At 63.4% G+C, this 23,849-nt stretch carries 37 protein-coding genes; 3 read left to right on the top strand and 34 right to left on the bottom strand.

Annotation, left to right across the window (positions count from 1 at the left end):
- Positions 1-94 precede the first annotated feature (94 nt).
- The 3 genes from QA643_RS16440 to QA643_RS16430 all read left to right on the top strand — a co-directional run bounded on the left by QA643_RS16440 (position 95) and on the right by QA643_RS16430 (position 3,258).
- Positions 95-1,072 (top strand): tripartite tricarboxylate transporter substrate binding protein, encoded by a 978-nt coding sequence (locus QA643_RS16440; RefSeq protein WP_283034142.1) that lies wholly within the window; start codon positions 95-97, stop codon positions 1,070-1,072.
- 7 nt (positions 1,073-1,079) lie between these two features.
- On the top strand, positions 1,080-2,573 hold the full coding sequence (locus tag QA643_RS16435; protein WP_283034141.1) for an amidase family protein: 1,494 nt from the start codon (positions 1,080-1,082) through the stop codon (positions 2,571-2,573).
- Positions 2,574-2,874: 301 nt separating this feature from the next.
- Positions 2,875-3,258, top strand: coding sequence for a hypothetical protein (locus QA643_RS16430; RefSeq protein ID WP_283034140.1), 384 nt, complete (start codon positions 2,875-2,877; stop codon positions 3,256-3,258).
- 63 nt (positions 3,259-3,321) lie between these two features.
- Here QA643_RS16430 and QA643_RS16425 read toward each other — a convergent pair whose 3' ends face one another.
- From QA643_RS16425 to rpsL, 34 genes are all read right to left on the bottom strand, one after another.
- Positions 3,322-3,669, bottom strand: coding sequence for a DUF1236 domain-containing protein (locus QA643_RS16425; protein WP_283034139.1), 348 nt, complete (start codon positions 3,667-3,669; stop codon positions 3,322-3,324).
- Between the two features lie 151 nt (positions 3,670-3,820).
- Positions 3,821-4,120 (bottom strand): DUF1330 domain-containing protein, encoded by a 300-nt coding sequence (locus tag QA643_RS16420; protein ID WP_283034138.1) that lies wholly within the window; start codon positions 4,118-4,120, stop codon positions 3,821-3,823.
- 26 nt (positions 4,121-4,146) lie between these two features.
- Complete coding sequence (gene greA, locus QA643_RS16415) at positions 4,147-4,605, bottom strand: transcription elongation factor GreA (protein ID WP_283034137.1); 459 nt, start codon at positions 4,603-4,605, stop codon at positions 4,147-4,149.
- 127 nt (positions 4,606-4,732) lie between these two features.
- Positions 4,733-5,152: a 50S ribosomal protein L17 gene (rplQ, locus tag QA643_RS16410; RefSeq protein WP_283034136.1), complete on the bottom strand. Its 420-nt coding sequence runs from the start codon at positions 5,150-5,152 to the stop codon at positions 4,733-4,735.
- 159 nt (positions 5,153-5,311) lie between these two features.
- Positions 5,312-6,343 carry a DNA-directed RNA polymerase subunit alpha gene (locus QA643_RS16405; protein ID WP_283034135.1) on the bottom strand — a complete coding sequence of 344 codons (1,032 nt, stop codon included), beginning with the start codon at positions 6,341-6,343 and terminating at the stop codon, positions 5,312-5,314.
- A gap of 104 nt (positions 6,344-6,447) precedes the next feature.
- Positions 6,448-6,837: a 30S ribosomal protein S11 gene (gene rpsK, locus QA643_RS16400; RefSeq protein ID WP_006021048.1), complete on the bottom strand. Its 390-nt coding sequence runs from the start codon at positions 6,835-6,837 to the stop codon at positions 6,448-6,450.
- A gap of 129 nt (positions 6,838-6,966) precedes the next feature.
- Positions 6,967-7,335, bottom strand: a complete 369-nt coding sequence (gene rpsM / locus QA643_RS16395; protein ID WP_283034134.1) for a 30S ribosomal protein S13 — start codon at positions 7,333-7,335, stop codon at positions 6,967-6,969.
- A 206-nt stretch (positions 7,336-7,541) separates the two neighbouring features.
- Positions 7,542-8,387: an adenylate kinase gene (locus tag QA643_RS16390; RefSeq protein ID WP_283034133.1), complete on the bottom strand. Its 846-nt coding sequence runs from the start codon at positions 8,385-8,387 to the stop codon at positions 7,542-7,544.
- 76 nt (positions 8,388-8,463) lie between these two features.
- The gene (gene secY / locus QA643_RS16385; RefSeq protein WP_283034132.1) at positions 8,464-9,795 is read right to left on the bottom strand and encodes a preprotein translocase subunit SecY; all 1,332 of its coding nucleotides are present in this window, start codon (positions 9,793-9,795) and stop codon (positions 8,464-8,466) included.
- Positions 9,796-9,941: 146 nt separating this feature from the next.
- Entirely contained in the window at positions 9,942-10,427 is a 486-nt protein-coding gene (rplO, locus tag QA643_RS16380) for a 50S ribosomal protein L15 (protein WP_283034131.1), read from the bottom strand.
- 81 nt (positions 10,428-10,508) lie between these two features.
- On the bottom strand, positions 10,509-10,703 hold the full coding sequence (gene rpmD, locus QA643_RS16375; protein ID WP_283034130.1) for a 50S ribosomal protein L30: 195 nt from the start codon (positions 10,701-10,703) through the stop codon (positions 10,509-10,511).
- A 35-nt stretch (positions 10,704-10,738) separates the two neighbouring features.
- The gene (gene rpsE / locus QA643_RS16370; protein ID WP_029081759.1) at positions 10,739-11,314 is read right to left on the bottom strand and encodes a 30S ribosomal protein S5; all 576 of its coding nucleotides are present in this window, start codon (positions 11,312-11,314) and stop codon (positions 10,739-10,741) included.
- A 57-nt stretch (positions 11,315-11,371) separates the two neighbouring features.
- Positions 11,372-11,731: a 50S ribosomal protein L18 gene (gene rplR / locus QA643_RS16365; RefSeq protein ID WP_283034129.1), complete on the bottom strand. Its 360-nt coding sequence runs from the start codon at positions 11,729-11,731 to the stop codon at positions 11,372-11,374.
- A gap of 11 nt (positions 11,732-11,742) precedes the next feature.
- Positions 11,743-12,276: a 50S ribosomal protein L6 gene (gene rplF, locus QA643_RS16360; RefSeq protein ID WP_057834253.1), complete on the bottom strand. Its 534-nt coding sequence runs from the start codon at positions 12,274-12,276 to the stop codon at positions 11,743-11,745.
- 16 nt (positions 12,277-12,292) lie between these two features.
- Complete coding sequence (rpsH, locus tag QA643_RS16355; protein WP_283034128.1) at positions 12,293-12,691, bottom strand: 30S ribosomal protein S8; 399 nt, start codon at positions 12,689-12,691, stop codon at positions 12,293-12,295.
- 14 nt (positions 12,692-12,705) lie between these two features.
- Positions 12,706-13,011, bottom strand: a complete 306-nt coding sequence (gene rpsN, locus QA643_RS16350; protein ID WP_065750118.1) for a 30S ribosomal protein S14 — start codon at positions 13,009-13,011, stop codon at positions 12,706-12,708.
- Positions 13,012-13,055: 44 nt separating this feature from the next.
- Positions 13,056-13,613, bottom strand: a complete 558-nt coding sequence (rplE, locus tag QA643_RS16345) for a 50S ribosomal protein L5 (RefSeq protein ID WP_283034127.1) — start codon at positions 13,611-13,613, stop codon at positions 13,056-13,058.
- The gene (gene rplX / locus QA643_RS16340; RefSeq protein WP_225673667.1) at positions 13,606-13,920 is read right to left on the bottom strand and encodes a 50S ribosomal protein L24; all 315 of its coding nucleotides are present in this window, start codon (positions 13,918-13,920) and stop codon (positions 13,606-13,608) included. The genes rplE and rplX overlap by 8 nt, the downstream gene beginning before the upstream one ends.
- Positions 13,920-14,288, bottom strand: coding sequence for a 50S ribosomal protein L14 (gene rplN, locus QA643_RS16335; protein WP_011473865.1), 369 nt, complete (start codon positions 14,286-14,288; stop codon positions 13,920-13,922). The genes rplX and rplN overlap by 1 nt, the downstream gene beginning before the upstream one ends.
- A 76-nt stretch (positions 14,289-14,364) precedes the next feature.
- Positions 14,365-14,613 (bottom strand): 30S ribosomal protein S17, encoded by a 249-nt coding sequence (gene rpsQ, locus QA643_RS16330; protein ID WP_009797129.1) that lies wholly within the window; start codon positions 14,611-14,613, stop codon positions 14,365-14,367.
- A gap of 10 nt (positions 14,614-14,623) precedes the next feature.
- Positions 14,624-14,830, bottom strand: a complete 207-nt coding sequence (gene rpmC, locus QA643_RS16325) for a 50S ribosomal protein L29 (protein ID WP_171578048.1) — start codon at positions 14,828-14,830, stop codon at positions 14,624-14,626.
- Between the two features lie 4 nt (positions 14,831-14,834).
- Positions 14,835-15,248, bottom strand: a complete 414-nt coding sequence (gene rplP, locus QA643_RS16320; RefSeq protein WP_283034126.1) for a 50S ribosomal protein L16 — start codon at positions 15,246-15,248, stop codon at positions 14,835-14,837.
- Positions 15,249-15,278: 30 nt separating this feature from the next.
- Complete coding sequence (gene rpsC, locus QA643_RS16315; RefSeq protein WP_283034125.1) at positions 15,279-15,989, bottom strand: 30S ribosomal protein S3; 711 nt, start codon at positions 15,987-15,989, stop codon at positions 15,279-15,281.
- Positions 15,990-16,007: 18 nt separating this feature from the next.
- Positions 16,008-16,394 (bottom strand): 50S ribosomal protein L22, encoded by a 387-nt coding sequence (rplV, locus tag QA643_RS16310; RefSeq protein WP_028349054.1) that lies wholly within the window; start codon positions 16,392-16,394, stop codon positions 16,008-16,010.
- A gap of 10 nt (positions 16,395-16,404) precedes the next feature.
- A complete protein-coding gene (gene rpsS / locus QA643_RS16305; protein ID WP_283034124.1) occupies positions 16,405-16,683 on the bottom strand; it encodes a 30S ribosomal protein S19 in 279 nt (92 codons plus the stop codon).
- Between the two features lie 12 nt (positions 16,684-16,695).
- The gene (rplB, locus tag QA643_RS16300) at positions 16,696-17,529 is read right to left on the bottom strand and encodes a 50S ribosomal protein L2 (RefSeq protein ID WP_283034123.1); all 834 of its coding nucleotides are present in this window, start codon (positions 17,527-17,529) and stop codon (positions 16,696-16,698) included.
- Between the two features lie 12 nt (positions 17,530-17,541).
- Positions 17,542-17,841 carry a 50S ribosomal protein L23 gene (locus QA643_RS16295; RefSeq protein WP_225673655.1) on the bottom strand — a complete coding sequence of 100 codons (300 nt, stop codon included), beginning with the start codon at positions 17,839-17,841 and terminating at the stop codon, positions 17,542-17,544.
- The gene (gene rplD / locus QA643_RS16290; RefSeq protein ID WP_283034122.1) at positions 17,838-18,458 is read right to left on the bottom strand and encodes a 50S ribosomal protein L4; all 621 of its coding nucleotides are present in this window, start codon (positions 18,456-18,458) and stop codon (positions 17,838-17,840) included. The genes QA643_RS16295 and rplD overlap by 4 nt, the downstream gene beginning before the upstream one ends.
- A 1-nt stretch (position 18,459) precedes the next feature.
- Positions 18,460-19,179 (bottom strand): 50S ribosomal protein L3, encoded by a 720-nt coding sequence (rplC, locus tag QA643_RS16285; RefSeq protein WP_283034121.1) that lies wholly within the window; start codon positions 19,177-19,179, stop codon positions 18,460-18,462.
- Positions 19,180-19,229: 50 nt separating this feature from the next.
- Positions 19,230-19,538: a 30S ribosomal protein S10 gene (gene rpsJ, locus QA643_RS16280; RefSeq protein ID WP_002712302.1), complete on the bottom strand. Its 309-nt coding sequence runs from the start codon at positions 19,536-19,538 to the stop codon at positions 19,230-19,232.
- A 95-nt stretch (positions 19,539-19,633) separates the two neighbouring features.
- Complete coding sequence (gene tuf, locus QA643_RS16275; protein ID WP_171712160.1) at positions 19,634-20,824, bottom strand: elongation factor Tu; 1,191 nt, start codon at positions 20,822-20,824, stop codon at positions 19,634-19,636.
- Between the two features lie 39 nt (positions 20,825-20,863).
- The gene (gene fusA / locus QA643_RS16270; RefSeq protein ID WP_283034120.1) at positions 20,864-22,936 is read right to left on the bottom strand and encodes an elongation factor G; all 2,073 of its coding nucleotides are present in this window, start codon (positions 22,934-22,936) and stop codon (positions 20,864-20,866) included.
- A 29-nt stretch (positions 22,937-22,965) separates the two neighbouring features.
- Positions 22,966-23,436 carry a 30S ribosomal protein S7 gene (gene rpsG, locus QA643_RS16265; RefSeq protein ID WP_028349061.1) on the bottom strand — a complete coding sequence of 157 codons (471 nt, stop codon included), beginning with the start codon at positions 23,434-23,436 and terminating at the stop codon, positions 22,966-22,968.
- Positions 23,437-23,451: 15 nt separating this feature from the next.
- A complete protein-coding gene (gene rpsL, locus QA643_RS16260) occupies positions 23,452-23,823 on the bottom strand; it encodes a 30S ribosomal protein S12 (RefSeq protein WP_027536823.1) in 372 nt (123 codons plus the stop codon).
- Positions 23,824-23,849 lie beyond the last annotated feature (26 nt).

Below are 23,849 nucleotides of genomic sequence, written 5' to 3'. Positions count from 1 at the left end.
GGGAACGCTGTTGCCATCGATCCGGGATGGCCTGTCGGCAAAAACCCCGGCGCGAATTGCCGGGGGTTAAGCAAGACAGGAGGCCTGTTTCGACATGGTGCGTAAGTTTCTGGCGGCCGCGATTGCGTCGGCCTGTGTGGCGGTGTGTCCGTCGATCGCAATGGCGCAAGCCAACTATCCCGAAAAGCCGCTGCAGCTGATCGTGCCCTTCCCGGCGGGCGGGGCCTCCGATGTCGTCGGGCGGATCATTGCCGGCGAGCTCGAGACGCGCCTCGGCAAGCCCGTGATCGTGATCAATCGCCCCGGCGGCGGCACCACGATCGCCGCCAAGGAGGTCGCCATCGCGGCTCCCGATGGATACACCCTGTTCTCCAGCTCGAATTCGACCTTCACCTTGCAGAATGCGGTGAAGGAGAACGTGCCGTATGACAGCGCGAAGGATTTCGAGCCGATCGCCCAGACCGGCACCATCACGATGGTGCTGGTCACCCATCGCGACAATCCGATCAAGGACGTTGCGGCGCTGGTCGCGGCCGCCAAGGCCAATCCCGACAAGCTGTCGCTGGCGTCGTTTGGCGTGGCGACCATTTCGCATTTTGCCGGCGAGCTGTTCAAGTCGAGTGCCGGCATCAAGATGGTGCACCTGCCCTATCGCGGCAGCGCGCCAGCGATGAACGATTTGATCGGCAAGCACATCGAGTACCACGTCGATACCGTGATCGCGATCAGGCCGCAGATCGAAGCCGGCACGGTTCGCCCGCTGGCGGTGTTCTCCGCCAAGCGCTCGCAGTTCCTCCCTGATGTTCCGACGCTCGCTGAGCTCGGTTATTCCAATATCGACCTTGTCTCATGGGGCACTGTCGTGGTGCCCAAGGGGACGCCGCCGGCCATTCGCGACCGGCTGGCCTCGACGCTGGAAGAGGCGATCGCGAGCCCTTCGGTGATCGAGCGCTTCCAGAAGGTCGGCTATGAGCCCGGCTTCAAGCGCTATTCGGACTGGCCGGGATTTATCGCCAAGGAAACCGCCGAGATGAAGGAGCTGGCCCGCCAGGGCGGCATCAAGGAAGAGTAGTTCTGAGATGACGGAGCCGTGCGATCTGCCCGCCGTCACGGCGCGGGCGCTGATCGGCGAGCGCAAGCTTTCGCCGGTCGAACTCATGGACAGTTGCATCGGTCGGATCGAGAAGGTCGATCCTGCCGTCAATGCGATCATCGCGCGCGCGTTCGATACGGCGCGCGTGGCGGCGCGGGAAAGCGAGGCCGCGGTGATGCGCGGCGACGAGCTCGGGCCCCTGCACGGGCTAGCGCTCGGCGTGAAGGACCTGATCGACGCCAAGGGGCTGCCGACCAGTTTCGGCAGCGTGCTGTTCGCCGACAATATCGCGGCGGCCGACGAGGCGATCGTCGCGATGCTCAAACGGGCCGGCGCCATCGTCGTCGGCAAGACCAACGTCCCCGAATGGGGCGCGGGCGGCAACACCCGCAACGCGCTTCATGGCGCGACCGGCAATCCGTTCGATCCCGAACGCTCCGCCGCCGGCTCGTCCGGCGGATCGGCGGTGGCGCTCGCCGCGGGCATGGTGCCGCTGGCGACCGGCTCGGACACCGGCGGTTCGGTCAGAAATCCCGCCGCGTTCTGCGGCGTCGTTGGCTTCCGCCCCTCGCCCGGGCTGATCGCCAGCAACAGCCGCAACATGGCCTGGCTGCAGATCTCGCAGCTCGGCCCGATGGCGAGAAACGTGTCGGACGCCTGCCTGATGCTGTCCTGCATGCTGGACCGTGACGCACGCGATCCGCTGTCGGCGATCCTGCATGCCGGCGGCACGCCGGTGACCACGGCCTATCGCAATCCGCCTCCGGTCGATCTCGCCACCTTGCGGATCGCGGCGACGACCGATTTCGGCTTTGCGCCGACCGAGCGCGCCATCGCCGAGACGTTCAGGAAGAAGATCGCTACCTTCGGATCGACGTTCCGCAGCCTCGAATGGACGCATCCGGACTGCAGCCATGCCGACGAAGTGTTCCGGGTCTTGCGCGCCGTCGCGTTCCTTGGTCGCCACCGCGACCTCGTCGAGAAACACCCCGACAAGGTCGGTCCCAATATTCGCGACAACGTCGCCGAGGGCCTGGGATATTCCGCCCTTGATGTCGCGCGCGCGCTCTCGCTGCAAACGACGCTCTATCGAAACTGGCAGCAGTTCTTCGGCCAGCACGATTTCGTCATCGCCCCGGCGGTCACGATCTCCCCGCGGCCGTGGTCGGAGCTCTACCCGGCCATGATCGACGGCGTAGCGACGAAAACCTATTTCCACTGGCTGGCGATGGCCTATGCAGTGACCAATGCCGGGCATCCGGCGGTGGCGATACCGGCTGGCCGCGACGGCGCCGGACTGCCGTTCGGCATCCAGATCGTCGGCCCGCGCGGCGGCGATGCCGCGACGCTCGCGGTCGCCCGCGAGATCGAGGCGCTGCTCGGCGCTAATCCGGAGACGGCCCGCCCCATCCCCGATATCGCGTGGCTCGGCCGCCAGCCGCCGATGGCCTCTCGGCCGGGTTTTCGCGCTTTTGATTAAGACGGCGAGGATTCGGCCTCTATGGATTGAACGCAACCTTTCCTAGTAAATCCAAAAACACGGTGACCGGCATTAGCAGTGCCCGGCGATTTCGCCGCAGCCAGATCGGGCCGGCTCACGCAGCCTTGAGTTCCAAACGGCTCGGATCTTGACGATTCTTGTCGGCAGATGGCCCGCGTCGCCCTGAACGCATGTTCATCAAAGTTAAATTTGGCAGTAGCGCATTGGCGACGAGCGCCCTGAGAAACGAACTTCACCCGAAAGTGTTTAGCGACTGTCAGACTACGGAAAGGAGTTGGTCATGAGGAAGGCACCTTTGGCTTTGGCCGCAGCAGCGGTCCTGGGCTTGACGGCGGTAACGGCACCTTCGCCAGCGGAAGCCCACTGGCGCGGAGGGGGCTGGGGCTGGGGCGGCGCTTTGGCTGGCGGACTGATCGCGGGCGCCGTGATCGGCGGGTTGGCTTCGAACGCCTACGCCTATGGTCCCGGCTACGGCTACTATGACGGCTACTACCCCGGCTATTACGGCGGCTATGCGCCGGCCTATTACGGTGGTTATTACAGCGAACCCTACTATCCCGTCGTTCGCTACCGCCGCGTGATTCGGCCCGCTTACGCTTACTATGGCGGCCCGCGGTTCTACGGTCCGCGTTTCTACCATCGACGTCACTGGCATCACTGGTGACGCACCAAATGAAAAGGGCCGCCGAAAATGGCGGCCCTTTTTGCATGGAGCGACGAGACTGCCTCAATCGATCTCATGCACCACGGTACGCGTGGCCGGATCGACCAGCATCACGCGGTTGTTCGAATAGACGTAGCGATACTTCGTCACCGACGGACCCCAGTCCGAAGGCACCGGCGCTAGCTCGACATCTGTCGGCACCTGGGCGCCAACCACAATCCGCTCGCGCGTTTCGACCGGACGGATCTTGTGCTCCGTCACGTAGCTCTTGATCCTCGTGCGGTATTCCGGCTCGATCCGAACTGCCGCGCCGGCGGTACCGGTCGTGGTCTCGGTGGTGATGGTCGTCTGCGCATTGGCCATCGTCGCAACCAGCGACGCTGCCGCCGCAAGTATGAACAGCTTCTTCATCTAGTTCCTCCTCAAACCGCATCAGCGCGGCTTTCGAGGAAACAGATTTTCCAGCGTGTTGTTCCGGCAAGAATTCGGCGCCGCAACGCGTTGAATATGCAACGATATGGCACTGGCCGTACGGCATCGGAGCCGCCAGCCGCAATTCACCTCACGCCGGCGACAGGCCCTCGACAAAGATCAGTCGCCGATCGAACGCATCCTGCCGCAGCTTCAATGCTTCGGCATATTCCGGCGAGGCGTACCATTCGCGCAATCGATTCATCGTCGCAAATTCGACGACAATAATAGTCTTCGGCGGCGGGACGCCTTCGACCACATTTGCCGCGCCGCCACGGATCAGATAGCGCCCGCCATAGGCCGCGATCGCTTTCGCCGCGATGGTTCGATAGGCCTCGAATGCTGCCGCGTCGCGCACCTCGCCGACTTCAGAAATGACATAGGCTGACATCTTCACTCGCCGGATGGTTTTGCAGATCACCGGATTTCCAGGATCTCCGCCTCGCCTCCGGCGATGGCGACGACATCGCCGATCGCCTTGCCGAACAGCGCGCGCGCCAGCGGCGCGGCGTGCGAGATCGTGCCGTGCGCGGGATCCGCTTCGTCTTCCCCGACAATACGGAAGGTCTGCCGGCGGTCATCCTCGCGCACGATGGTGACGGTGTGGCCGAGCCGCACGACCGAATTGTCCGCGGGTTCAGGGGCGACCTTCGCGGTGGCGCGGCGCGCACTCCAGTAGCGGAGATCGCGGCGCGCGCTGGCCAAGGCCGCGCTATCACCGGCGGATTGCGCCGCAGCCTGGTTCGCCTCGGCAGCGGCCAACGCCTGCTCGATCCGGTCCAGACCTTCAGCCGTGACGTCATTCGGAAGATCGGAGATCGGCCGGTCAGGCAGATCCTCGACGTCCGCAGTTTCCTTGACGAAAGCTCTACTCATGGGACGTCAACGCTTGGTGGCCCGGCGCGGTTCCTATGTCATCACGCAGTGATGACGGCGCGGGGTGCGCCAGCCAACAAAAAAGCGGCGCCGAAGCGCCGCTTTTGACTGAACCGGTCCGAAAGGCTTACGCCGCTTCGTCGGCCGCCTTTTCCTGCACCGGGCCGGAATCCTGGCCCTTGGCGTCGACGTCGCGGTCGACGAACTCGATCACAGCCATCGGGGCATTGTCGCCGTAGCGGAAGCCGGCCTTGATGATGCGGGTGTAGCCGCCCTGGCGGTCCTTGTAGCGGGGCGCCAGCGTGTCGAACAGCTTCTTGACCTGGTCCTTGTCACGCATCTCGGAGATCGCCTGGCGGCGCATGGAGAGACCACCCTTCTTGCCGAGGGTGACGAGCTTCTCCACGATCGGGCGGAGCTCCTTGGCCTTGGGCAGCGTGGTGACGATCTGCTCGTGCTTGATCAGCGCGGCGCACATATTGGCGAACATCGCGCGGCGATGCTCGGCGGTGCGGTTGAGCTTGCGGTGAACCTTGCCGTGACGCATTGGACTATTCCTTCTTCAATTCTGTCGCGGTGGTTCAGCGACAAGTTTCTCAGGTGGGCTTCCTGCGTTCGCCCCAGTCATTCCGGACGTCGCGAAGCGGCGATCCGGAATCTCGAGATTCCGGGTTCGCGCTTTCGCGCGCCCCGGAATGACGAAAACTCAGTAGTGATCCTCGAAGCGCTTGGCCAGCTCGTCGATGTTCTCCGGCGGCCAGCCCGGCACTTCCATGCCAAGATGCAGACCCATCTGGGCCAGCACTTCCTTGATCTCGTTCAGCGACTTGCGGCCGAAGTTCGGGGTGCGGAGCATTTCCGCTTCGCTCTTCTGCACGAGGTCGCCGATATAGACGATGTTGTCGTTCTTCAGGCAGTTGGCCGAACGCACCGACAGCTCGAGCTCGTCCACCTTCTTGAGGAAGGCCGGATTGAAGGCGAGATCCGGGATGATCTCCTGCGCGACTTCCTTGCGCGGCTCTTCGAAGTTCACGAACACGTTGAGCTGATCCTGCAGGATGCGAGCGGCATAGGCCACCGCGTCCTCCGGCGTGATCGCGCCGTTGGTCTCGATCGTCATGGTCAGCTTGTCGTAGTCGAGGATCTGGCCCTCGCGGGTGTTCTCGACCTTGTAGGAGACCTTGCGCACGGGCGAGAACAGGCTGTCGACCGGGATCAGGCCGATCGGCGCGTCCTCGGGACGGTTGCGCTCGGCGGCGACATAGCCCTTGCCGGCGGCGACCGTGAACTCCATGCGGATTTCCGCGCCCTCGTCCAGCGTGCAGAGCTGCAGGTCGGGGTTGAGCACGACGATGTCGCCGACGGTCTGGATGTCGCCGGCGGTGACGACACCCGGGCCCGACTTCTTCACGACCATGCGCTTGGGGCCTTCGCCCTGCATCTTGATCGAGATGTCCTTGATATTGAGCACGATGTCGGTGACATCCTCGCGAACGCCCGCGATCGAGGAGAACTCGTGCAGCACGCCGTCGATGTGCACCGACTGCACGGCGGCGCCCTGCAGCGACGACAGCAGGATGCGGCGCAGCGCGTTACCGAGCGTCTGGCCGAAACCGCGCTCGAGCGGCTCGGCGACGACGGTGGCAAACCGGCTCGCGTCGGAGCCCGCCGTCACCTGCAGCTTGTTCGGTCGAATCAGTTCTTGCCAATTTTTCTGGATCGTCACTTTGTCACCCATGGGCCAGTCGATGGTAATCCGATCACTGGCGTTGGAGATCGCGGATCAGTCCGCGGAAAATTCCAAAAACAATTGCGGGCGGCAGAACCGCCCGCAATCGAACATCAAACCCGCCGGCGCTTGCGCGGACGGCAACCATTGTGCGGGATCGTGGTGACGTCGCGGATCGACGTCACGGTGAAGCCCGCAGCCTGCAGCGCGCGAAGCGCCGATTCGCGGCCCGAACCGGGGCCGGCAACTTCCACTTCCAGCGTGCGCATGCCGTGTTCCTGCGCCTTCTTGGAAACGTCTTCCGCCGCGACCTGTGCGGCATAGGGGGTCGACTTGCGCGAGCCCTTGAAGCCCATCGTGCCGGCCGACGACCAGGCGATGGTGTTGCCCTGCGCGTCGGTGATGGTGATGGTCGTGTTGTTGAACGACGAATTCACGTGCGCGATGCCGGAGGCGATGTTCTTGCGTTCGCGGCGGCGTACGCGGGTGGCTTCCTTGCCCATTATCCTAAAACCTTCCTGTGATCTCAAACGCCGCCGTACTGCCAGCGGCTACACCGAAAAAAAGCGAGTGGCGAATGGCCAGTAGCGAACAGAACTATTCGCCACTCCCTATTTCGCTATTCGCGAAACTTACTTCTTCTTGCCGGCGATCGCCTTGGCCGGGCCCTTGCGCGTGCGCGCATTGGTGTGGGTGCGCTGGCCGCGCACCGGCAGGCCGCGGCGATGACGCAAGCCGCGATAGCAGCCGAGGTCCATCAGGCGCTTGATGTTGATGCCGGTCTCACGGCGAAGGTCGCCTTCGACGAGATAATCGCGGTCGATCACTTCGCGGATTTGCAGGACTTCCTGGTCGCTCAGCTGGCTGACACGACGATCCAGCGGGATCTTCACCTTATCCATGATGTCGGCGGCGTTCTTCTGGCCGATGCCATGGATGTACTGGAGCGCGATCAGGACGCGCTTGTTGGTCGGGATATTGACGCCGGCAATACGGGCCACGGAATTCTCTCCTGTCGCCGGCCACCGGGCCGGACATTTCGGTTAAGACGCTCGCGCGCCTTGTCTTGCTTCGCTCGGGCAGGTGTCCACAAACGCGAACACGACGCCCTAACCCCTTGGTTTCCCGGGGCCCGGCATCGTCTGAAAACTATCCGATCTGGATGCGGGGCTTATTAAGGGATTCAAACGGGTTTCGTCAACCGATTCTAGCGTTTAGCTCGCTTTTTCGTGACTTTCTTGGCCGCCTTCGGGACAGCCCTTTTGGCCGCCTTCCTGGCCTTGCCAGCTCCCCGCCCCTTGACCGCCGCAGCAGCCTTCCGGCCGGCTTTCTTGCCCCCCTTCGAGGCCGTTTTGGCGACCTTACGGGCCTTTTTGGCTGGTTTGGCCGCCAATCTAGCGGCTGGCTTGGCGCTCTTCCTGGCGGCTCCCTTGGCCTTCCGGGCCGGCGCCGCCTTGGGTTCCAGCGCACCGACGGCGGACAGGATCCGGTTAACCTCGCGGGTCACCTGCTCGATGGACATCATGCCGTCGACGGTGGCGAGCTTGCGCCGCTCCGAATAGTAGTGGATCAGCGGCTCGGTCTGCGACCGGTAGGCGGCCAATCGCTTGGTCAGCACTTCCGGCGTGTCGTCAACACGGACCTCCTCGCCGCGCGCGCGCATCTCGGCGACGCGGGTTTCGACGCGCTGCAGCAGCGCGCTCTCGTTGACGCGCAGCTCGACCACCGCGTCGAGGCGCAGATGCTTCTTCTTCAGGAGTTCATCGAGTGCCTCGGCCTGCGGCACCGTCCGCGGGAAGCCGTCAAGAACAAAACCTTTGGCGGCATCGGGCTGGTCGATGCGGTCGGAAATGATTCCGACCACGATCTCATCAGGCACCAGCTGGCCATTGGCCATAAGGTCCTTGGCCTTCAGCCCGACCGGCGTCTCGGCGGCTACCGCCGCGCGCAGCATCTCGCCGGTCGAGAGCTGCACGATCCCGTAGCGATGCACCAGCCGCTGCGCCTGGGTACCCTTCCCCGACCCCGGCGGCCCCAAAAGGATCAATCTCATGACTATTCGCCCCCCGGCTTGGTGAGCGAAACCCCGCACACCTTTATTGAAATTTCAGACCATGCGTGGCCGCTGATCAGCGGCGACGGCCCCGCAGCTTGGACTTCCTGATCAGCCCTTCATACTGATGGGCGAGCAGATAACCCTGCACCTGCGCCACCGTATCCATGGTCACGCTGACGACGATCAGAAGCGAGGTGCCGCCGAAATAGAACGGCACCGACGCATAGGAAATCAGGATCTCGGGAATCAGACAGACGATCGCAAGATAGATCGCACCGAGCACGGTGACGCGGGACAGCACGTAGTCGATATATTCGGCGGTGCGCTCGCCCGGGCGGATGCCGGGAATGAAGCCACCATGCTTCTTCAGATTGTCGGCGGTCTCGGTCGGGTTGAATACGATCGCCGTATAGAAGAAGGCGAAGAACACGATCAGCGCCAGATAAAGGAACAGGAACAGCGGGCGACCGTGGCTGAGCTGCGTGTTGAGCCACTGGAACCATTCCGGTCCCTTGCCGGCGTTGAAGTTCGCGACCGTCGCCGGCAGCAGCAGCAGCGACGAGGCGAAGATCGGCGGAATCACGCCCGAGGTGTTGAGCTTGAGCGGCAGATGCGAGGACTGGCCCTCGAACATCTTGTTGCCGACCTGGCGCTTCGGATACTGGATCAAGAGCCGGCGCTGCGCGCGCTCCATGAACACGATGAAGGCGATCACGGCGACCGCCATCACGATGACGATCAGGATCAGGCCGGTCGACAGCGCGCCCTGGCGGCCCAGTTCCAGCATGTTGGCGAGCGCCGAGGGCAATTCGGCCACGATGCCGGCCAAGATGATCAGCGAGATGCCGTTGCCGATGCCGCGCGAGGTGATCTGCTCGCCGAGCCACATCAGGAACATGGTGCCGCCGGTCAGCGTGATCGTGGTGGAGAGCAGGAAGAAGATGCCGGGGTCGCTGACCACGTTGCCGGCGCCCTGCAGGCCGACGGCGATGCCGTAGGACTGAAACGCGGCGAGGATCACCGTCAAATAGCGCGTGTACTGGTTCAGCGTCTTGCGGCCGGCCTCGCCTTCCTTCTTCAGCGCTTCGAGTTGCGGCGAAACCGTGGTGAGGAGCTGGATGATGATCGATGCCGAGATGTACGGCATGATGTTCAGCGCAAAGATCGCCATGCGGTGGATGCCACCGCCGGCGAACATGTTGAACATGCCGAGAATACCGCCGGCCTGCGACTTGAACACCTGTTCCCAGATCGCGGGATCGATGCCGGGCAGCGGGATATAGGTGCCCAGCCGATAAACAAGCAGCGCACCCAGCGTAAACCAGATGCGCTTCTTCAGTTCGTCGGCCTTCGCCAGAGCGCCGAAATTGAGGTTGGCGGCAAGTTGTTCTGCTGCTGAGACCATGTTCAGGCTTTCTCCCGTCGCCTCCGAGGCCGAGGCCCGCTCCGGGGCCATCGGCAGACGCCGGACATTATTTGGTGCTCGGCTTCGATAAGTCCATCATTCCGCGGTGCGGATCGTCTGCCCATTTGCGGGCAATGACGCAGATGTTACGCCGCCTCGCCTTCTTCCTTGGCCGGGGCCAGGATCTTCACCGTGCCGCCGGCCTTCTCGACCGCCGCAACCGCGGACTTCGAGGCGCCGTACACCTCGATCGCGAGCTTGGCCTTGAGTTCGCCGCGGCCGAGCAGCCGCACGCCGTCCTTGGCGCGGCGGATCACGCCGGCCTTGACCAGCGATTCGGCGGTCACGGTTTCCTTGGTGTCGATCAGCTTGGCGTCGATCGCGTCCTGCAGGCGATCGAGATTGATCTCGGCGAATTCGAGCCGGAAGATGTTGTTAAAGCCGCGCTTCGGCAGGCGGCGATGCATCGGCATCTGGCCGCCCTCAAAACCCTTGATGCGCACGCCCGAACGCGCGGTCTGGCCCTTGCCGCCGCGGCCGGACTGCTTGCCCTTGCCGGAACCGATGCCGCGGCCGACGCGCATGCGCTTCTTGCGCGAGCCCGGATTGTCGGCGATATCGCTGAGCTTCATCGTTAGCGTCCTTATCCTTTGAGCATGATCTTGACCGGAACCCGGTCCCCGCTGTTCGGGATCATGCCCTCTCTGTCTGACTTACTTCTCGCCGACCACGCGGACGAGATGCTGGACCTTGGTGATCATGCCGCGAACTTCCGGCGTATCCGGAAGCTCGGCAACACGGCCGATCTTGTTGAGCTTGAGGCCGATCAGCGTGGAACGCTGCGAGTGGTGGCGGCGGATCGCGCTGCCGGTCTGCTCGACCTTGATCGTCTTTGCGGCCTTGGCCATCGTCTTAACTCCAAAAAGCGCTTTGGAAGCGCCGGTTATTCAGCCACCGCTTCAGCGTCGCCGCCGACGCGGCGCGACTGCAGCGTGGACACCTTGATATTGCGGCGCGCCGCCACCGAACGCGGCGAATCCTGATGCTTCAGCGCGTCGAAGGTCGCGCGAACCATGTTGTAGGGATTCGACGAGCCGATCGACTTCGCCACCACATCCTGGATGCCGAGCGTTTCGAACACCGCGCGCATCGGGCCGCCAGCGATGATGCCGGTACCGGCCGGAGCGGCGCGCAGATAGACGCGGCCGGCGCCGTGGCGGCCGGCGATGTCGTGATGCAGCGTACGGCCTTCGCGCAACGCCACTCGCGTCAGGTTGCGCTTCGCCGATTCGGTCGCCTTGCGGATCGCCTCGGGCACTTCGCGCGCCTTGCCGTGGCCGAAACCGACCCGGCCCTTCTGGTCGCCGATCACGACCAGCGCCGCAAAGCCGAAGCGCTTGCCGCCCTTGACGACCTTCGCCACGCGATTGATGTGGACGAGCTTGTCGACGAACTCGCTGTCGCGCTCCTCGCGATCCCTGCTCCGTTCGCGTCCGCCGCGTTCGCGTTCACCTGCCATGGTGTTTTCCAATCTTTAGGGGAAGAAAGCCCCTGTCCTCGTAAATGTCCAAAACCGTTAGAAGCTCAATCCGCTCTCGCGGGCCGCATCGGCAAGCGCCTTGACGCGCCCGTGATAGAGATACTGACCGCGATCGAAAATCACTTCCTTGACGCCGTTCTTCACGGCGCGTTCCGCCAGCAGCTTGCCGACGGCCTTGGCCGCATCGATGTTGGCGCCCGTGTTGCCGCTCTCGCGCATGGTCTTTTCCAGCGACGAGGCGGAAGCCAGCGTTTCGCCCTTCAGGTCGTCGATGACCTGGGCGTAGATGTGCTTCGACGAACGGAACACCGACAGACGCGGGCGTCCATTGGCGGACCGGCGCAGCGCGTTGCGCACGCGCTGCTTGCGCCGGGCATTCGTGACCTTCAGTGACATGACCGGCTCCGTTACTTCTTCTTGCCTTCCTTGCGGAAGATGAATTCGTTGGCGTACTTCACGCCCTTGCCCTTGTAGGGCTCCGGCGGACGGTAGGCGCGGATCTCGGCGGCAACCTGCCCGACGCGCTGGGAATCGGTGCCCGTGATCGTGATCTCCGTCGGCTTCGGCACCGCGATGGTGATGCCTTCCGGGATCGCGTAGACGACGTCGTGGCTGTAGCCGAGCGCAAGCTGCAGATTCTTGCCCTGCATCGCAGCGCGGTAGCCGACGCCGGTGATCTCGAGCTTCTTCTCAAAACCCTTGGTGACGCCCTCGACGAGGTTCGCGACCTGGGCGCGCGCGGTGCCGTACATGGCCTGGGCGCGGTTGGTCTTGAACTTCGGCGCGACCTTGACCGCACCGCTCTCGAACTTCACCTCGACGTCGTCATGCACGACGAACTGAAGCTGGCCCTTCGGGCCCTTCACCTTGACGGTCTGCCCTTCGACGGTCGCCGTCACACCGGACGGGATCGCCACAGGCCGCTTGCCAACACGTGACATGGCTAAAAATCCTTCCTCAGAACACCGTGAAGAGAACTTCGCCGCCCACATTCGCGTCGCGCGCGTCGTGGTCAGCCATGATTCCCTTCGGCGTCGACAACACCGAAATGCCGAGACCGTTGTTCACCCGCGGCAGGTTCTTCACCGAGGCGTAAACCCGGCGGCCCGGCTTGGACACCCGCTCGATCTCGCGGATGACCGGCTCGCCGTCGAAATACTTCAGCTCGATCTCGAGCTCGCTGCGGCCCGAAGCGTGCTCGACGCTGGCATAGCCGCGAATATAGCCTTCGCTCTTCAGCACCTCGAGCACGCTGGCGCGCATCTTCGAGCCCGGGCTGGAGACCTTGGACTTCGAGCGCATCTGCGCGTTGCGGATGCGGGTGATCAGATCGGAGATTGGATCGTGCGTTGACATCTTGCCGACCCTCCTTACCAGCTCGACTTCACGAGCCCGGGAACCAGGCCCTTGGAGCCGAGTTCACGCAGCGCGATGCGCGAGAGCTTGTTCTTGCGGTAGTTCGAGCGCGGACGGCCGGTCAGCTCGCAGCGGTTGCGGATCCGGGTCGTCGACGAGTTGCGCGGCAGCTGGGCGAGCTTCAGCGTCGCCGCGAACCGCTCTTCCATCGGCTTGGTCTTGTCGGCGATGATCGCCTTCAGCTTCGCGCGCGCAGGCGCGGCGTTCTTGGCCATCCGCTTGCGCCGGTTGTTCTTCTCGATCGAACTCTTCTTTGCCATGCTTGGCTCCTGGGTTTCCGCGTTTGAGAGGCTTTACGGGCGTCTCACTGCCGGAACGGGAAATTGAAAGCGGTCAACAAGGCGCGCGCCTCGTCGTCGGTCTTGGCCGTGGTACAGACCGTGATGTCCATGCCGCGGGCTTCCGAAACCTTGTCGAAATCGATTTCGGGGAAAATGATGTGCTCCTTGATGCCGAGCGAATAGTTGCCGCGGCCGTCGAAGCTCTTCGGGTTGAGGCCACGGAAGTCCCGCACGCGCGGCAGCGCCACCGTCACCAGGCGGTCGATGAACTCGTACATCCGCGCCTTGCGCAGCGTGACCTTGCAGCCGATCGGCTGGTTCTCGCGCAGCTTAAAGGTCGAGATCGCGATCCGCGAATAAGTCACGACGGCCTTCTGGCCGGCGATCATCGACAGCTCGCCGGCGGCGACCTCGGCCTTCTTGCGGTCATTGACCGCGTCGCCGACGCCCATGTTGAGCACGACCTTGTCCAGCCGCGGCACCTGCATGACGTTGGCGTAGCCGAACTTCTCAGTCAGCTGGCCACGAATCGTCCGGTCATACTCCGCGCGCAGGCGCGGCACGTAAGCGGTATCAGCCATCGATCTCTGCTCCCGAGCTCTTGGCAATGCGTACCTTCTTGCCATCAGCCTGAATCTTGAAGCCCACGCGGGTCGGCTTTCCGTCCTTGCCGACATAGGCGATGTTGGACAGGTGGATCGGCGACTCCTTGGAGATGATGCCGCCTTCCTGGTTCTGGGTCTGCTTCTGGTGACGCTTCACCATGTTGATGCCACGCACCAGCGCCGTGTTGTCGGCGGGGCGGACCTCATAGACTTCGCCGGTCCGGCCCTTGTCGCGGCCGGTCAGCACCATGACCTTGTCACCCTTGCGGATCTTGGCAGCCATCACAGCACCTCCGGCGCAAGCGAGATGATCTTCATGTGGTTCTTGGCGCGCAGCTCGCGCGGCACCGGCCCGAAGATGCGGGTGCCGACCGGCTCCGACTGGTTGTTGATCAGGACGGCGGCGTTGCGGTCGAAGCGGATGACCGAGCCGTCGGCGCGGCGGATGTCCTTCCGGACCCGCACCACGACGGCCTTCATCACGTCGCCCTTCTTCACCTTACCGCGCGGGATCGCTTCCTTGATCGAAACGACGATAACGTCGCCCACGGTGGCATAGCGGCGCTTGGAGCCCCCCAGCACCTTGATGCACATGACACGGCGTGCGCCTGAATTGTCGGCCACGTCGAGGTTGGTCTGCATCTGAATCATTGATGCACCTCGTCCTCTTTCTGCGCTCTATCGCGCTCAAAATTTTTCCTGAATGATCTCGGCCAAGCCGAAATTATCAGGCGGTTTTCTTCTGCTCGCCCCGGACCACGGTCCAGCGCTTCAACTTCGAGATCGGCTTGCTTTCCTCGATCCACACCATGTCGCCCGGCTTGAACTCGTTGTTCTCGTCGTGCGCGTGGTAGTTCTTGGAGCGGCGGATCGTCTTCTTGTAGATCGGATGGGTGAAGCGGCGATCGACGCGCACCACCACCGTCTTGGCTTGCTTGTCGCTCACGACAACGCCCTGAAGGGTACGTTTCGGCATTGGCGGCCTCTTACTTCTTCTTCGCGCGAAGCTGCGCGGCGATGGTCTTGATACGGGCGATATCGCGGCGCGCTTCGCGCAAGCGCGAGGTGTTCTCCAGCTGCCCGGTGGCGCGCTGGAAACGCAGATTGAAGCGCTCCTTCTTCAGATTGAGGACCGCGTCCTCCCTCTGGTCGTCGCTCATCGCGCGGATGTCTTCCACTTTCATCGGGGCCATGACGTTACTCCGCAATGCGCGCGACGAAGCGCGTCTTGATCGGCAGCTTGGCGGCGGCGAGCGTCAGCGCTTCCTTCGCGGTCTGCACGTTGACGCCGTCGATCTCGAAGATCACGCGGCCCGGCTTGACCCGCGCCACCCACAATTCCGGCGTGCCCTTGCCCGAGCCCATGCGGACTTCGGCGGGCTTCTTCGACACCGGCACGTCGGGAAATACGCGGATCCAGACACGGCCGGCGCGCTTCATGTGACGGGTCAGCGCGCGGCGCGCGGCTTCGATCTGACGGGCGGTGACGCGCTCGGGCGCCATCGCCTTCAGGCCGAACTGACCGAACGACAACGTCGCACCCGAAGACGCAACGCCGTGGATACGGCCCTTATGCGCCTTCCGGAACTTCGTTTTCTTTGGTTGCATCATGGCTTTAAGCCCTCAAACCTTCTCTATTTCTCACGCTGCGGCAGCGTCACGGCGCGGACGCGAGCCACCGCCCTCGCCCTCGGCCATCTTCTTGTCCTGGGCCATCGGATCGTGCTCGAGGATCTCGCCCTTGAAGATCCAGACCTTGACGCCGCAGGTGCCGAAGGTCGTGAACGCGGTCGCCACACCGTAATCGACGTCGGCGCGCAGCGTGTGCAGCGGCACGCGGCCCTCGCGGTACCACTCCATGCGCGCGATTTCAGCGCCGCCGAGACGGCCCGAGCAGTTGATGCGGATGCCCTCGGCGCCGAGGCGCATCGCCGACTGCACCGCCCGCTTCATGGCGCGGCGGAACGCGACGCGGCGCTCGAGCTGCTGGGCGATCGATTCGGCGACCAGCGTGGCGTCGAGCTCCGGCTTGCGGATTTCGACGATGTTGATGACGACGTCGGAAGCCGTGATGTCGGCAACGCGCTTGCGCAGCTTGTCGATGTCTGCGCCCTTCTTGCCGATCACGACGCCGGGACGCGCCGAGTGGATCGTCACGCGGCACTTCTTGTGCGGGCGCTCGATCACGATGCGGGCGACGGCCGCCTGCTTGAGCTCCTTGTGCAGGATCTCGCGGATCTTGACGTCCTCATGCAGCAGCTTGCCGTACTCGCTCTTGCCGGCGAACCAGCGCGAATCCCAGGTGCGGTTGATGCCGAGACGCAGCCCGATTGGATTGATCTTTTGACCCATCGTTTTCTCCTGCGCGCTTTAAGCGCTTGCCTCGGCCTCGACCTGACGAACCACGATGGTCAGGTGCGAGAACGGTTTATAGATACGGCCCGAGCGGCCACGGCCGCGCGGCGAAAAGCGCTTCATGACGATGCCGTTGCCGACATGGGCCTCGGCGACGACGAGATCGTCGACCTCGAGGTCATGGTTGTTCTCGGCGTTCGCGATCGCCGATTCCAGGCACTTCTTGACGTCGACCGCGATCCGCTTGCGCGAGAACTGCAGGTCGGCCAGCGCCGCCGACGCCTTCCGGCCGCGGATCAGCTGCGCGACAAGATTGAGCTTCTGCGGGCTGACGCGCAGCATCCGGGCAACCGCCTTGGCCTCGTTGTCCGCGAGGCTACGTTCGCGCTTTGGTTTGCTCATCGTCTATTCCTCAAGCCTTCTTGGCTTTCTTGTCGCCCGAGTGGCCATGGAAGGTACGGGTCGGCGAGAACTCGCCGAACTTGTGACCCACCATTTCCTCGTTGACCGAGACCGGCACGTGCTTCTGGCCGTTGTAGACGCCGAACGTCAGGCCGACGAACTGCGGCAGGATGGTCGAGCGGCGGCTCCAGATCTTGATGACGTCGTGACGGCCGGACGCGCGTGCAGCATCTGCCTTCTTGAGCACAGAGGCTTCCACGAACGGGCCTTTCCAGACTGAACGAACCATGTCCGGCGTTCCTTACTTCTTCCGCTTGTGGCGGCTTAGGAGGATGAATCGGTTGGTCGACTTGTTCGACCGCGTCTTCTTGCCCTTGGTCGGCTTGCCCCACGGGGTGACCGGGTGACGGCCGCCCGAGGTGCGGCCTTCGCCGCCGCCATGCGGGTGATCGATCGGGTTCATGACGACGCCGCGGTTATGCGGACGCCAGCCGAGCCAGCGGGTGCGGCCGGCCTTGCCGATCGAGATGTTCATGTGATCGGGGTTCGACACCGCGCCGATGGTGCCGCGGCAGCGGCCGTGCACCAGGCGCTGCTCGCCCGAGTTCAGGCGCAGAATGACGTAGTCCTGGTCGCGGCCGACGATCTGGGCGTAAGTACCGGCCGAACGCGCGATCTGGCCGCCCTTGCCGATCTTCATCTCGATGTTGTGGACGATGGTGCCGACCGGCATGTTGCCGAGCGGCATGACATTGCCCGGCTTCACGTCGACATGGTTGCCGGCGACGACGGTATCGCCCGCAGCGAGCCGCTGCGGCGCGAGGATATAGGCCTGCTCGCCGTCCTGATACTTGATCAGCGCGATGAACGCGGTGCGGTTCGGATCGTACTCCAGCCGCTCGACGACGGCGGGGACATCGACCTTGTCGCGCTTGAAGTCGACCAGGCGATAGGCCTTCTTGTGGCCGCCGCCGCGGAAGCGCACGGTGATGCGGCCGGTGTTGTTGCGGCCGCCATTGCCGAGCTTGCCCTCGGTCAGCGCCTTCACCGGCTTGCCCTTGTAGAGGGCCGAACGGTCGACCATCACCAGCTGGCGCTGGCCCGGCGTCGTCGGATTGTATGTTTTCAATGCCATCGCTAAGTCGCCTTATAGTCCGGTGGTGACATCGATGCGGTGGCCCTCTTCGAGGGTGACGACCGCCCGCTTCACGTCCGACTGCGAACCGAAATTGCCGCGGAACACCTTGGTCTTGCCCTTGCGGACCAGCGTGTTCACGCTCTTCACCTTGACGTCGAACAGCTTCTCGACGGCTTCCTTGATTTGCGGCTTGGTCGCCTTGTTGGCGACCTTGAACACGACCTTGTTGTGCTCGGACGCCACCGTCGCCTTTTCGGTGATGACGGGTGCGACGATCACGTCGTAATGGCGCGGATCGATATTCTTCATTTGAAGCGCGCCTCCAGCGCATCGACTGCCGCCTTCGTCAGCACCAGCTTCTGACGACGCAGAATGTCATAGACGTTGATGCCCTGGATCGGCAGCACGTCGATATTCGGAATGTTGCGGGCCGCGGTCGCGAAACCGGCGTTCAGCTCGGCGCCGTCGATGATCAGCGCATTGGTCAGGCCGAGGCCGGAGAAGTGGCCGACCAAAGCCTTGGTCTTGGCTTCCTTGACCTGGGCGTTGTCGATCACGATCAGCCCGCCGTCCTTGGCCTTTGCCGACAAAGCGTGCTTGAGCGCGAGCGCCCGCACCTTCTTCGGCAGGTCGGTCGCGTGCGAGCGAACGACGGGACCGAACGCACGGCCACCGCCGCGGAACTGCGGCACGCGGGCCGAGCCGTGACGGGCACCGCCGGTGCCCTTCTGCTTGTACATCTTCTTGCCGGTGCGCCAGACGTCGGCGCGGCCCTGCGCCTTGTGCGTTCCGGCCTGGCGCTTGTTGAGCTGCCACTGCACGCAACGCTGGATGATGTCGGCGCGCGGCTCAAGACCGAAGATCGCGTCCGAGAGCTGGACCGATCCGGCTTCCTTGCCTTCAAGGGTCGTGACTTTCAGTTCCATCTCACGCGCCCTCCTGCTCGGCCGGAGCCTGAGCCTGCTCGCCGCCGGCGACCTTGAACTTGCCGGGCTTCGGAGCGTCCTTCGGCAACGGCTTCTTGATGGCGTCGCGCACCGCGATCCAGCCGCCCTTGGAGCCGGGAACGGCGCCTTCGACGAGGATCAGGCCGCGCTCGACATCGGTCTGCACCACGCGCAGGTTCAGCGTGGTGATGCGGTCGACGCCCATATGACCGGGCATCTTCTTGTTCTTGAAGGTCTTGCCGGGATCCTGACGGCCGCCGGTCGAACCGATCGAACGGTGCGAGATCGAGACGCCGTGGGTGGCGCGCAGACCGCCGAAATTCCAGCGCTTCATGCCGCCGGCAAATCCCTTACCGACCGAGGTGCCGGTGACGTCGACGAACTGGCCGACGACGAAATGGTCGGCCTGAATCTCGGCGCCGACCGGGATCAGCGCGTCTTCCGACACGCGAAACTCGGTGACCTTCCGCTTCGGCTCGACCTTGGCGACCGCGAACTGGCCGCGTTCTGCCTTCGGCAAATAGACGGTCTTGCGGGTACCCGCACCGAGCTGCAGCGCAACGTAACCGTTCTTCTCGGTCGTGCGGTGGCCCAGCACCTGGCAATTGCCCAGCTTGAGCACGGTCACGGGGATATGTTCGCCGGTCTCCGTAAAGACCCGCGTCATCCCGACCTTTTGTGCGATCACTCCGGAGCGCATCGGCGTGCTTCCTGTTCTTTCTGTCCGCTAACGTCGGACGCTTCTGAAAATTAGAGCTTGATCTCGACGTCGACACCGGCGGCCAGGTCGAGCTTCATCAGCGCATCGACGGTCTGCGGGGTCGGGTCGACAATGTCGAGCAGGCGCTTGTGGGTGCGCATCTCGAATTGCTCACGGCTCTTCTTGTCGACGTGCGGCGAACGGTTGACGGTGAACTTCTCGATGCGGGTGGGCAGCGGAATCGGTCCGCGAACCTGGGCACCGGTACGTTTCGCCGTGTTCACGATCTCGCGGGTCGACGTATCGAGGATACGATGGTCGAACGCCTTGAGACGGATGCGAATATTTTGGCCGTTCATTGCCGTTTGTCTTTCTTTGTCGCGTAGTGCGAGTGGTGAGCGGCAAGCAGCGAATGGATCAGGTCCACTCGCTACTCGCTATTCCCTATTCGCTTTTACTCAATGATGGCGGCGACGACGCCGGCGCCGACGGTGCGGCCGCCCTCGCGGATCGCGAAGCGCAGCTTTTCTTCCATCGCGATCGGCACGATCAGGTGCACTTCCATCGCGATGTTGTCGCCCGGCATCACCATCTCGGTGCCTTCGGGCAGGTGCACAACGCCGGTCACGTCGGTGGTGCGGAAGTAGAACTGGGGCCGGTAGTTGGTGAAGAACGGGGTGTGACGACCGCCCTCTTCCTTGGTCAGGATGTAGGCCTCAGCCTTGAACTTGGTGTGCGGCTTGACCGAACCCGGCTTCGCCAGCACCTGGCCACGCTCGACTTCCTCGCGCTTGGTGCCGCGGAGCAGCGCGCCGATGTTGTCGCCGGCCTGGCCCTGATCGAGCAGCTTGCGGAACATTTCGACGCCCGTGACGATGGTCTTCTGGGTGTCGCGCAGACCGACGATTTCGATTTCCTCGCCGACCTTGATCACGCCGCGCTCGACACGGCCGGTGACGACGGTGCCGCGGCCCGAGATCGAGAACACGTCTTCCACCGGCATCAGGAACGGCTGGTCGATCGGACGCTCCGGCTGCGGGATGTATTCGTCGACATTGCGCATCAGCTCAAGGATGGCGTCGTGGCCGAGCTTCTTGTCCTTGTCTTCGAGAGCGGCGAGCGCCGAGCCCTTGATGATCGGGATCTTGTCGCCCGGGAATTCGTACTTCGAGAGCAGCTCGCGGACTTCGAGCTCGACGAGCTCGAGAAGTTCCGGATCGTCGACCATGTCGCACTTGTTGAGGAACACGACGAGCGCGGGCACGCCGACCTGACGGGCGAGCAGGATGTGCTCGCGGGTCTGCGGCATCGGGCCGTCAGCGGCCGACACAACCAGGATGGCGCCGTCCATCTGCGCCGCACCGGTGATCATGTTCTTCACGTAGTCGGCATGGCCGGGGCAGTCGACGTGCGCATAGTGGCGGTTGGTGGTCTCGTACTCGACGTGAGCGGTCGAGATCGTGATGCCGCGCGCCTTCTCTTCCGGCGCCTTGTCGATCTGGTCGTACGCCGTGAACGTCGCACCGCCGGTTTCAGCCAGCACCTTGGTGATCGCTGCGGTCAGCGAGGTCTTGCCATGGTCGACGTGACCGATGGTTCCGATGTTGCAGTGCGGTTTAGTACGTTCAAACTTTGCTTTGGCCATTTGACTCTCCGTTCAGTCGTTAGTTGCAACCAACGACAATCAGGCAAACTTCTTCTGGACTTCTGCCGACACGTTCGCCGGTGCTTCGGCGTAGTGATCGAATTGCATCGTGAAGGTCGCGCGTCCCTGGCTCATCGAGCGCAGGTTATTCACGTACCCGAACATGTTCATGAGCGGCACCATCGCGTTGATGACGTTGGCGTTGCCACGCATGTCCTGGCCCTGGATCTGACCGCGCCGGGAATTCAGGTCGCCGATGACCGAACCGGTATAGTCTTCCGGGGTCACCACCTCGACCTTCATGATCGGCTCGAGCAGAACGGACTTGCCCATCTGCAGCGCCTCGCGGAAGCAGGCCCGCGTGGCAATTTCGAAGGCCAGTGCCGACGAGTCGACGTCGTGATACTTGCCGTCGATCAGCTGCACCTTGACGTCGACCACGGGGAAGCCCGCGACCACGCCGGACGAAAGCACGCTTTCCAGCCCCTTTTCGACGCCGGGGATGTATTCCTTCGGCACCGCGCCGCCGACGATCTTCGACTCGAACTCGTAACCCTTACCGGGCTCGTTCGGCTCGACGATGATCGTCACGGCCGCGAACTGACCGGTACCGCCGGTCTGCTTCTTGTGGGTGTAGCTGTGCTCGACGCGCTTGGTAACACGCTCACGGAACGCCACCTGCGGCGCGCCGATATTGGCGTCGACCTTGTAGGTGCGCTTGAGGATGTCGACCTTGATGTCGAGATGCAGTTCGCCCATGCCCTTGAGGATGGTCTGGCCGGACTCGTGATCGGTCGACACGCGGAAGGACGGATCCTCCGCGGCGAGCTTGGCCAGCGCCACGCCCAGCTTTTCCTGGTCGGCCTTCGACTTCGGCTCGATCGCGATCTCGATCACCGGCTCCGGGAATTCCATCTTTTCAAGGATGACCTGATGGGTCGGATCGCACAGCGTATCGCCGGTGCGCGCTTCCTTCAGGCCGGCCAGCGCGACGATGTCGCCGGCATAGGCTTCCTTGATGTCTTCACGGTTGTTCGCATGCATCAACAGCATGCGGCCGATACGTTCCTTCTTCTCGCGGGTCGAGTTCACGACGCCAGTGCCCGACTGCAGGATGCCGGAGTAGATGCGGCAGAAGGTGATGGTGCCGACGAACGGGTCGTCCATGATCTTGAACGCGAGCAGCGACAGCGGCTCCTTGTCGTCCGCCTTGCGCACGACCTCGTTGCCCTTGTCGTCGGTGCCCTTGATCGCGGGCACGTCGAGCGGCGACGGCAGATAGTCGACGACGGCGTCGAGCAGCGGCTGCACGCCCTTGTTCTTGAAGGCCGAGCCGCACAGCACGGGATAGAACGCGCCGGTCAGCACCGCCTTGCGGATCAGGCGCTTCAGCGTCGCCTCATCCGGCTCCTTGCCGTCGAGATAGGCGGCCATGGCATCGTCGTCGAGCTCGACGGCGGCTTCCACCATCTTCTCGCGGTATTCCTTGGCCTGGTCGACGAGGTCGGCCGGGATGTCGACATAGTCGAACTTGGCACCGAGCGATTCATCGTTCCAGATGATGCCCTGCATCTTCACGAGGTCGACGAGACCCTTGAAGTTGTTCTCGGCACCGATCGGGAGCTGGATCGCGATCGGCTTGGCGCCGAGGCGGTCGACGATGTCGGCGAGACATTTGAAGAAGTCGGCACCGGTCTTGTCCATCTTGTTGGCGAAGACGATGCGCGGAACCTTGTACTTGTCGCCCTGGCGCCAGACCGTTTCGGTCTGCGGCTCGACGCCCTGGTTGCTATCGAGCACGCATACGGCGCCGTCGAGCACGCGCAGCGAACGTTCGACTTCGATGGTGAAGTCGACGTGGCCGGGAGTGTCGATGATGTTCAGACGCTTGCCGTTCCAGAACGCGGTGGTCGCAGCCGAGGTGATCGTGATGCCACGCTCCTGCTCCTGCTCCATCCAGTCCATCGTCGCGGCACCTTCGTGCACTTCGCCGATCTTGTGGCTCTTGCCGGTGTAATAGAGGATGCGTTCGGTGGTCGTGGTCTTGCCGGCGTCGATATGCGCCATGATACCGAAGTTGCGGTAGTCCTCGATGGCATGTTGGCGGGGCATGGGTTGTTCCTTAAATCCGGTCTTCGCCGTTACCAGCGATAATGCGAGAACGCACGGTTGGCTTCCGCCATCCGGTGCACGTCTTCACGCTTCTTGACGGCGTTCCCCCGGTTGTTCGATGCGTCGAGCAACTCGGCCGAGAGCCGCTCCGTCATCGTCTTTTCGTTGCGCTCACGCGCTGCAGTGATCAGCCAGCGAATGCCCAACGCCTGGCGGCGAACCGAGCGCACCTCGACCGGCACCTGGTAGGTGGCGCCACCGACACGACGCGACCGCACCTCGATGGTCGGCATGACGTTTTCCAGCGCCTGCTCGAACACGGTGAGCGGCCCCTGCTTGGTCTTGGCCTCGATCATGGCAAGCGCGCCGTAGACGATGTTTTCGGCGGCGGACTTCTTGCCGTCGTACATGATCGAGTTCATGAACTTCGTAATGATGATGTTCCCGAACTTCGGATCCGGGTTGACTTCACGCTTTTCGGCAGAATGGCGACGAGACATCTGGTCAGTTCCCGCTTACTTCGGACGCTTCGCGCCGTACTTCGAACGGCGCTGCTTACGGTTCTTGACGCCCTGGGTATCGAGGACGCCGCGGAGGATGTGGTAGCGCACGCCCGGCAAGTCCTTGACGCGGCCGCCGCGGATCATGACCACCGAGTGCTCCTGCAGGTTATGGCCTTCACCCGGGATGTAGCCGATCACCTCGAAGCCGTTGGTCAGGCGCACCTTGGCGACCTTACGAAGCGCCGAGTTCGGCTTCTTCGGGGTCGTGGTGTAGACGCGCGTGCAAACGCCGCGCTTTTGCGGCGACTGCTGCAGCGCCGGCACCTTCTTGCGCGACTTCTGTACCGTACGCGGATTTGCGATCAGCTGGTTGATCGTCGGCATGTAGCCTTCACCCTTTAGTTCACGCG

The organism is Bradyrhizobium sp. CB3481 (genome assembly GCF_029714305.1).
Lineage (GTDB): Bacteria > Pseudomonadota > Alphaproteobacteria > Rhizobiales > Xanthobacteraceae > Bradyrhizobium.
This window is presented reverse-complemented; position numbering and strand designations above follow the sequence as displayed.

Coding starts and splice junctions, on each gene's coding strand:
- QA643_RS16440 (WP_283034142.1), top strand. CDS start 95: ATGGTGCGTAAGTTTCTGGCGGCCGCGATTGCGTCGGCCTGTGTGGCG.
- QA643_RS16435 (WP_283034141.1), top strand. CDS start 1,080: ATGACGGAGCCGTGCGATCTGCCCGCCGTCACGGCGCGGGCGCTGATC.
- QA643_RS16430 (WP_283034140.1), top strand. CDS start 2,875: ATGAGGAAGGCACCTTTGGCTTTGGCCGCAGCAGCGGTCCTGGGCTTG.
- QA643_RS16425 (WP_283034139.1), bottom strand. CDS start 3,669: ATGAAGAAGCTGTTCATACTTGCGGCGGCAGCGTCGCTGGTTGCGACG.
- QA643_RS16420 (WP_283034138.1), bottom strand. CDS start 4,120: ATGTCAGCCTATGTCATTTCTGAAGTCGGCGAGGTGCGCGACGCGGCA.
- greA (WP_283034137.1), bottom strand. CDS start 4,605: ATGAGTAGAGCTTTCGTCAAGGAAACTGCGGACGTCGAGGATCTGCCT.
- rplQ (WP_283034136.1), bottom strand. CDS start 5,152: ATGCGTCACGGCAAGGTTCACCGCAAGCTCAACCGCACCGCCGAGCAT.
- QA643_RS16405 (WP_283034135.1), bottom strand. CDS start 6,343: ATGGGTGACAAAGTGACGATCCAGAAAAATTGGCAAGAACTGATTCGA.
- rpsK (WP_006021048.1), bottom strand. CDS start 6,837: ATGGGCAAGGAAGCCACCCGCGTACGCCGCCGCGAACGCAAGAACATC.
- QA643_RS16390 (WP_283034133.1), bottom strand. CDS start 8,387: ATGAGATTGATCCTTTTGGGGCCGCCGGGGTCGGGGAAGGGTACCCAG.
- secY (WP_283034132.1), bottom strand. CDS start 9,795: ATGGTCTCAGCAGCAGAACAACTTGCCGCCAACCTCAATTTCGGCGCT.
- rplO (WP_283034131.1), bottom strand. CDS start 10,427: ATGAAGCTCAGCGATATCGCCGACAATCCGGGCTCGCGCAAGAAGCGC.
- rpmD (WP_283034130.1), bottom strand. CDS start 10,703: ATGGCCAAGGCCGCAAAGACGATCAAGGTCGAGCAGACCGGCAGCGCG.
- rpsE (WP_029081759.1), bottom strand. CDS start 11,314: ATGGCAGGTGAACGCGAACGCGGCGGACGCGAACGGAGCAGGGATCGC.
- rplR (WP_283034129.1), bottom strand. CDS start 11,731: ATGTCACTGAAGGTCACGAATGCCCGGCGCAAGCAGCGCGTGCGCAAC.
- rplF (WP_057834253.1), bottom strand. CDS start 12,276: ATGTCACGTGTTGGCAAGCGGCCTGTGGCGATCCCGTCCGGTGTGACG.
- rpsH (WP_283034128.1), bottom strand. CDS start 12,691: ATGTCAACGCACGATCCAATCTCCGATCTGATCACCCGCATCCGCAAC.
- rpsN (WP_065750118.1), bottom strand. CDS start 13,011: ATGGCAAAGAAGAGTTCGATCGAGAAGAACAACCGGCGCAAGCGGATG.
- rplE (WP_283034127.1), bottom strand. CDS start 13,613: ATGGCTGATACCGCTTACGTGCCGCGCCTGCGCGCGGAGTATGACCGG.
- rplX (WP_225673667.1), bottom strand. CDS start 13,920: ATGGCTGCCAAGATCCGCAAGGGTGACAAGGTCATGGTGCTGACCGGC.
- rplN (WP_011473865.1), bottom strand. CDS start 14,288: ATGATTCAGATGCAGACCAACCTCGACGTGGCCGACAATTCAGGCGCA.
- rpsQ (WP_009797129.1), bottom strand. CDS start 14,613: ATGCCGAAACGTACCCTTCAGGGCGTTGTCGTGAGCGACAAGCAAGCC.
- rpmC (WP_171578048.1), bottom strand. CDS start 14,830: ATGGCCCCGATGAAAGTGGAAGACATCCGCGCGATGAGCGACGACCAG.
- rplP (WP_283034126.1), bottom strand. CDS start 15,248: ATGATGCAACCAAAGAAAACGAAGTTCCGGAAGGCGCATAAGGGCCGT.
- rpsC (WP_283034125.1), bottom strand. CDS start 15,989: ATGGGTCAAAAGATCAATCCAATCGGGCTGCGTCTCGGCATCAACCGC.
- rplV (WP_028349054.1), bottom strand. CDS start 16,394: ATGAGCAAACCAAAGCGCGAACGTAGCCTCGCGGACAACGAGGCCAAG.
- rpsS (WP_283034124.1), bottom strand. CDS start 16,683: ATGGTTCGTTCAGTCTGGAAAGGCCCGTTCGTGGAAGCCTCTGTGCTC.
- rplB (WP_283034123.1), bottom strand. CDS start 17,529: ATGGCATTGAAAACATACAATCCGACGACGCCGGGCCAGCGCCAGCTG.
- QA643_RS16295 (WP_225673655.1), bottom strand. CDS start 17,841: ATGAAGAATATCGATCCGCGCCATTACGACGTGATCGTCGCACCCGTC.
- rplD (WP_283034122.1), bottom strand. CDS start 18,458: ATGGAACTGAAAGTCACGACCCTTGAAGGCAAGGAAGCCGGATCGGTC.
- rplC (WP_283034121.1), bottom strand. CDS start 19,179: ATGCGCTCCGGAGTGATCGCACAAAAGGTCGGGATGACGCGGGTCTTT.
- rpsJ (WP_002712302.1), bottom strand. CDS start 19,538: ATGAACGGCCAAAATATTCGCATCCGTCTCAAGGCGTTCGACCATCGT.
- tuf (WP_171712160.1), bottom strand. CDS start 20,824: ATGGCCAAAGCAAAGTTTGAACGTACTAAACCGCACTGCAACATCGGA.
- fusA (WP_283034120.1), bottom strand. CDS start 22,936: ATGCCCCGCCAACATGCCATCGAGGACTACCGCAACTTCGGTATCATG.
- rpsG (WP_028349061.1), bottom strand. CDS start 23,436: ATGTCTCGTCGCCATTCTGCCGAAAAGCGTGAAGTCAACCCGGATCCG.
- rpsL (WP_027536823.1), bottom strand. CDS start 23,823: ATGCCGACGATCAACCAGCTGATCGCAAATCCGCGTACGGTACAGAAG.